Source organism: Mucilaginibacter sp. P4_E8 (assembly GCF_056401495.1).
The window spans coordinates 1-4,410 of the sequence record NZ_JBFUJG010000246.1 but is presented as its reverse complement, the minus strand read 5'-3'; the positions used below and the strand labels follow the sequence as shown (position 1 = coordinate 4,410).

The 4,410-nt window shown below is 38.3% G+C and carries 3 protein-coding genes; 2 read left to right on the top strand and 1 reads right to left on the bottom strand.

The window, feature by feature from the left end; all coding sequences use genetic code 11:
- A partial coding sequence (locus AC1DRQ_RS29700; RefSeq protein WP_477429462.1) for a YegP family protein occupies positions 1-186 on the top strand: 186 nt, incomplete at its 5' end.
- A gap of 321 nt (positions 187-507) precedes the next feature.
- Complete coding sequence (locus tag AC1DRQ_RS29695; RefSeq protein ID WP_477429460.1) at positions 508-2,874, top strand: ABC transporter permease; 2,367 nt, start codon at positions 508-510, stop codon at positions 2,872-2,874.
- A gap of 85 nt (positions 2,875-2,959) precedes the next feature.
- Here AC1DRQ_RS29695 and AC1DRQ_RS29690 read toward each other — a convergent pair whose 3' ends face one another.
- Entirely contained in the window at positions 2,960-3,844 is an 885-nt protein-coding gene (locus tag AC1DRQ_RS29690; protein WP_477429458.1) for an ice-binding family protein, read from the bottom strand.
- Positions 3,845-4,410 lie beyond the last annotated feature (566 nt).

Genomic DNA, 4,410 nt, shown 5'->3' with positions numbered 1-4,410 from the left:
GCTGACGACGATATATATGAAAAGCTGGAATCTAAAAACAGCAAACACTATTTTAAGCTTAAAGCTACTAACGGACAAATAATAGGAAGCAGCGAAATGTACGAAAGTAAATCGGGCAGGGACGGAGGAATAGAATCTGTAAAGAAAAATGCTCCTGTAGCTATCGTTAGTGATCTTACTGTATAAAACCTATCAGGAATAAAATCTGTAAAACAACAAAGCCTTCCCGGTGTAACAGGAAGGCTTTGTTGTTTTCAGGGTAAGCTTTCTACAAACAGACAAAAGACCGGCATAGCTTATAGCATTATACTAATGTGGTTTAATGCCTGTGAAAAAAACTAATCAAAAACGAACATCGTATGTATCAAAATCGAACAATTAAAACGATTATTTTATTCGTAAATATCTGATTAGTAGCTATTTAAATACATGGCATTTTCTTGGTGCATAATAATATGATTTATCTTTTTATAAGCCATTGATTTAAAGACCATAAACAATTTTGCCATGTTAAAAACCTATTTTAAAATAGCTTACAGAAATTTAATACGGCATAAAGCCTATTCTATTATTAATATATCGGGGTTAGCAATAGGCATGGCTGCAAGCATCCTGATCCTGCTTTGGGTGCAAAACGAATTAAGCTATGACCGGTTTCATAAAAATGCCGATCAGATATATCGTATTACCTGTAATGCCAGTGGCTTTAAAGCCGCTGTGAATCCTGCAGGTATGCCGGCCGGTTTAAAAGCACAAATGCCCGAGATAAAAAACACCGTTCGGTTAAGCCATCTCTCCACTAATTTGTTTGAAGTTGGCAACAGAAAATTTGAAGAAAAGCGTGTTTTTTATGCTGATGATACTTTCCTGCAAATATTTTCTTACGCCCTGGCTAAAGGCGATCCTTTAACCGCGTTAAAGCGTGTGGATGGCGTATTGATTACCCAGGATATGGCAAAAAAATACTTCGGGCAGGAAGATGCAATAGGTAAGGTATTACGCAAAGATAATGGCGGCAATGTTGTGGTTACCGGGGTTTTGGCCAATATTCCTGCCAATTCTGATCTTCAGTTTGATTTCATTTTGCCAATGGCCTCTATCGCCAAAACCAATAATGATTTAAAGAACAATGTATGGGACAATTTTAACTTTTACAGCTATGTGCAGCTGGATAAGAACTTTGTACCTACTGCTGCATCGTTATCAAAGTTTGCTCAGCAAATGACCCGGATCTATCACAAGGTTCAGCCTGAGATGAAGATAGAATTTCAACTGCAGCCGTTAACAAGCATCCACTTGTCTCAACCCTTACAGGTTGATTTGCCCGGGCACGGGAATGTTCAATATGTAAGGATCTTTTTTATAGTCGCCATTTTGATCCTCGTGGTAGCCTGTATCAACTTTATGAACCTGGCTACAGCACGTTCGGCACGAAGGGCTAAGGAAATTGGATTGCGTAAAGTGGCAGGAGCCATACGCGGGCAGCTCATTATACAATTTTTAGGCGAATCACTGCTCATCTCTTTTTTCGCTTTATTGCTGGCGTTGGCGCTTGTGTGGTTATTTCTTCCGTTGTTCAATAACCTGGCCGATAAAAAGCTGGCTATTGACTTTTTGAATGGGAAGCTTTGGTTAAGCCTGTTGGGCATAGCTTTGGTAACCGGGTTGGTATCAGGGAGCTATCCGGCCCTTTTCCTGTCGGGATTTAACCCGGTTAAAGTACTCAAAGGGAATATGAAATCACTGGGGGGCAATTTATTGTTCCGTAACGGATTGGTGGTAACGCAATTTATAGTTTCTATTTTGTTGCTTATTGGTACCGTGACCATTTACAACCAGCTTAAGTTTATAAAAAACAGAAATCCGGGTTTTGAGAAGGATAACCTGTTGTATATGCCCATGACAGGGGATATGTGGAACAAGCAGCAGGCTTTGAAAAGCGAACTAAAACAAAACCCGCTTACCAGTAATTTTACGGTGATCTCTGATCTGCCAACCAATTTAATTAGCGGAACATTGAGTGTGGATTGGGTGGGAAAAGATCCGCGATCGCAGGTTGTGATTCCTTCTATGGATGTAAGCGAGGATTTTATTCAGGTTTTTAAAATGAAGATATTGAGTGGCAGAGGCTTTTCAACATCGTTTAAAGCAGATTCAAATAACTTCGTAGTAAATGAACGAATGCTTAGTATAATGGGTCTTAAAACCGCTACAGCAGTAGGTAAATCATTAACGTTCCAGGGTACCAAAGGCAATATTATTGGTGTAGTAAAAGATTTTAATTTTAAGCCCATTCAGCAGTCAATAGAGCCACTGGTTTTACGATTGAACAAATATGGCGGAATTGTAATTGTAAGAACAGTGCCCAAAAGTACCGAAGCAACAATTAAAGCTTTAGCAAAAATAAGTGAGCAACTTAACCCGGCTTATCCGTTTAAATATGATTTCCTTGACCAGGACCTGGCCAGTATGTATAAAGGCGAACAACAGATGGGCAGCATCTTTAATTTATTTGCCCTCCTTGCTATTTTTATTTCCTGCCTGGGTTTATATGGCTTATCGGCTTTTATGGCCGAACAGCGTACCAAAGAAATAGGCGTGCGCAAGGTGTTGGGAGCTTCTGTATTAAACGTTGTTTATTTATTATCAACCGGTATCACCAGGCTTATACTGGTCGCCATAGCTATAGCTATACCACTTTCGTGGTATGCGGTTGACAGCTGGTTGGCCAGCTTTGCTTATCACATAAGTGTTGGTTGGGTTGTTTTTGTCGTGGCTTCGCTGGCAGCCCTGATCATTGCCTGGTTAACAGTTAGTTATGAATCTATTAAGGTAGCTATAGTTAACCCAATAAAAAGTTTGAGAACAGAGTAGAATCATTAACCTACAAAGAAGCCTGCAAATTCAACATTTGCAGGCTTCTTTTTTAGTGCCTTATGGCGATAATGCGAAGTGTTTTTTAAGGATGAACCGAGTTAGCAATTAATGTAACTGCGGTTTGTGCCAACAATTTACCGGTAACTTTAGCGCCGGTGTTTAGTGATATCAATGTTTTACTCAATATTATACCCTTAAAATTTACGGTTGTTCCAAGAGTTGCTTTTCCAGAAACTACCCAGAATACGTTTTTAGCCTGGGCACCTCCCGCCAAAGTAATAATGGCGCTGTTATTTACAGTAAGGTTTTGCGCGATCTGGAAAACCCAAACATCATTAGGTCCTCCGGATAGTGTAACACCAACCTTTGTTATTAAAACACCAGTGCTCCATTTATATAGACCGGGGCGCAAAGTACGGCCACTGATATCGCCGGCRTACATTTGAACTTTAKGGGCTGGGAATACAATACCATTTGCGGTGGTAAAGGCTGTTTTCATATCATTTACAGCCGTAGTCATTTTGGATGGGGTAGGAGCCGCATAGTTAGCAGCGTAAACGTTCCCTGTTACAATTGGTGTACGCGAAAACTGGTTACTGGCATCCTTTATTAATCCAAATCCGGTAATTGCTGTTGATGCTATCGGGCTTGATCCTATATTGCCAATTATTGAAGTGACACCGGTTGTTGAAATACCGGTTTCTGTTAAAATTGTAAAGTTACCGGCTGTTCTGAGATTTATCGGCGCAGGACTAACAGTGACACTCCCTGTATTTAAAGAGCTGTTTGCTGTCTGGCTTGCTGATAATGACTGATCTGGTGCCGGGTTTGAATTATCCTTGTTACAGGCTGCTGTAAATACAACAATTAGTAATAATAATGGCCAAATGTAATTGGATAGTTTAAAATAGGTTTGTGTTTTACACACTTGAGTACTGTTCTTGATCAAATCGTTTTTTTTACTCATGATTTATGTTTTAGATAATAGTGATTTTTTAGATTTTACCTTCACCATGAATAATACGTTGCAAAGCAAGTGCCCCTATTGAAAATGTGTGTTTTAATAAAAGTATTTATACCGGCACTTTATTTATCGCTTTAACTCACAAATGGGTTGAGCGTATATGAGGGAGATTTTTAAATGGATAAATATCATTTACGAAATAAATTTTAATTAAAATAAAATCTATAAATAATTAAGAAAATTAAATAAACGTATAAATGACTTTATGATTAGTTTAAAGGAATATACTGTAGCCTGTTAACTAAATTGTTCCTTTAAACCAAAACGCGGAAAAGATTACTTGAAAACTTATTTTAAGACGAGACAGGTATAACAGCAATAGCCACCATTATAAGTGGTGGCTTATTGTAAAGGAATTTAAATTTAATGTTAAATGGTATTTTCCCAGGCTTTGAGTTGATGCTCTTTTAACATATCTTCTACAAATTTAGGAACTACATTCCKAAATTTGCMAGTATCCGATGGTACTATTTTGATTATAGCATCAATCATTTCTTTTGGATCTAATC